This is a genomic window from Alicyclobacillus contaminans DSM 17975 (assembly GCF_000429525.1).
GTDB lineage: Bacteria > Bacillota > Bacilli > Alicyclobacillales > Alicyclobacillaceae > Alicyclobacillus_A > Alicyclobacillus_A contaminans.
The window spans coordinates 1-2,287 of the sequence record NZ_AUCA01000094.1 but is presented as its reverse complement, the minus strand read 5'-3'; the positions used below and the strand labels follow the sequence as shown (position 1 = coordinate 2,287).

Below are 2,287 nucleotides of genomic sequence, written 5' to 3'. Positions count from 1 at the left end.
ACCGTGATCGACATGATTGTTGAACAGTTTATCACCCATTTACCCAGCGCTATCAAGGAAAAGCTGGCTGTCTAAGGGTGCGAAACTTGAGTTAATTAAGTTATTCTCGTTTTATGGCGAGACTGTCTTAGATCCTTTCTGTGGTGTCGGAAATACAGGGATAGCGGCTAAAGAGACTGGGAGAGGTTTCATTGGTCAGGATTCAAACCCTGAATACATCGCTATTGCCGAACGGGAACTCAGTGAAATTCCGGCAGTAAATACCACGGCCAGATATCAGCTACGGAATGGCGACAGCAGGGATTTGTCGTTCCTATCAGACAACAGTGTATCGCTTATCGTCACTTCCCCACCATACTGGAATAAGGCCGATTATGGAGACTATGATGCGAACATTGGGGCACTCGATATTTACGGCGATTTCCTTTGTGCAATGGAAACTGTAATGCAGGAATGCTACAGGGTACTTGAACCTGGCCGGCGATTCTGCATAGTAACAGCTAACGTGAATCAGCACACCAAGGATGGTTTACTTACCTTTCCAATTGCTGGAGATTTGATTAGCAGAGCTCAATCGTTGGGTTTTTTGCTAGTAAATGAAATCATTTGGTCAAAGGATGGAACAGGTGGAAAATGGGGGTCAGCGGGGAAACAGCGCCCAATATTCGGGAGCTACCCGTACCCACCTAACTTTCTGTTCAAAAATGTCCATGAATACATTATTATTCTAAAGAAGCCCAATGAGGCAAAAAAATCCAATAAGGCTCCGGATTATCAAGACTTGCTTGGGGATAGCTATTGAGGGGAGGCGAAAATTGATGAACACACGGGTCATATCACAATATGCAGGAGAAGATCCGCATTATCAGCGTATCGGACACTTGTTGTCTGCAGACCATGGCTATGATCAGCTGAGAGTCTTGTGCGCATTCGTGACGATCGGTGGTCTCCTGACCATAGCTGACCCGTTAAGGGGTTTCTTGGATCGTGGTGGCAGGCTCGATTGGATTATAGGCATTGACGATGTGACGACTCAGGAAGCTTTGCAGTATTTATATGATTTGGCGGAGGAATATCCAGATCAAGTTGATATTCGAATCTTCTCTGCCGCCTCTTCTCAACACATTTTTCATCCCAAGGTATATTGGCTACTTGGTGAGGGAAAGTATACCGTTATAGTAGGTTCGGCCAATCTGACTGTTGGCGGACTGCTAAGCAACTTCGAGACATCACTAGAAATCGAAGTGCCCATCACAGATGAGACAAGTTTAGTGAAACAATTCGAACAGCTATGGATTCAATATTCAACACCACTCCAACCGTTGGAACCTGGGAACCTGGTAGATCTACGCTCCCATGAGGGGCTTGACCTGATCAGCTCCTTAGCTCACGAACAGAGTCAAGCCCCGAAACAATCCCAAGACAGGTCGCACCCCCTAAGTGAGCACGGCAAAGGTAACGAAATACGGAAACGGATTGCTGAAAAACATCGTGAGGCGCTCAAGGGGCGAGTTTCCGGTATAGCTTCTACAAGGGACAGCACTATGGATGACTCAGGTGTTGATGAATCAGGTGTTGACTTGCCTAAGACGCTCACCATTGGAATGAGGAACTCAATTTGCACGGTAGTCAGACTCGCCCAGGTGCAAAAAGATGGCTTACTATTTCATAATGAACGCTTGGTAGCCAGGGCAGAGAGAGACTGTTGTGGTGAATAGTGTCACCAGCAATGAATTGCCCATGTTTTGCCCTCATGCTATCCAACAGGAGTGAAGCGGGCTCCAAACACCCTGATTCGTCAAGGTTTGAAGCCCGACAATGCTATCCAAGACCGCTCGTGACGCCCAGACAGAGTTCTCGAAATGCGTCTAGAAAGGAACATCGTTCCAACAAAAAAAATCCCCCCTGCACTTCTACAGGGGGGATTTCTGTGGCAAGCATAACCAACAACATCATACTGGATGGCAAGGGATTTGTGCAACAGGCTGTATATCTTTTGGACGTTAGATGAGAACCTCAAAGGACGGAAATCCAGAACTCGTGAAAATTATGGACGGCGGTCTCCTGATTTCGTTTGGCATAAACCGGTTGGGGAAATGTGAGCGAAGCAACACGCCACTTAAAATCGCAGTACACGGTCTGAGGTTGAGTGACCAGAAGCGGTTACGAGATTCAAAAAACACTGTGCCCAAGTACCCGTCAAATCGAGGACACCTTGAAAATCACCGGCAGGCTCGCCGACCATTTGGAGAAGAAAGCCCCACCTCGAACATCGCGGCGGGGCTGT

The 2,287-nt window shown here is 47.3% G+C and carries 2 protein-coding genes; both read left to right on the top strand.

Going from position 1 to position 2,287, the window contains the following annotated elements:
- Positions 1 to 16: 16 nt before the first annotated feature.
- Positions 17 to 802 (top strand): DNA methyltransferase, encoded by a 786-nt coding sequence (locus tag G463_RS22040; RefSeq protein WP_026976112.1) that lies wholly within the window; start codon positions 17 to 19, stop codon positions 800 to 802.
- A 16-nt stretch (positions 803 to 818) separates the two neighbouring features.
- Entirely contained in the window at positions 819 to 1,718 is a 900-nt protein-coding gene (locus G463_RS0117190) for a phospholipase D family protein (protein ID WP_026976111.1), read from the top strand.
- Positions 1,719 to 2,287: the final 569 nt, after the last annotated feature.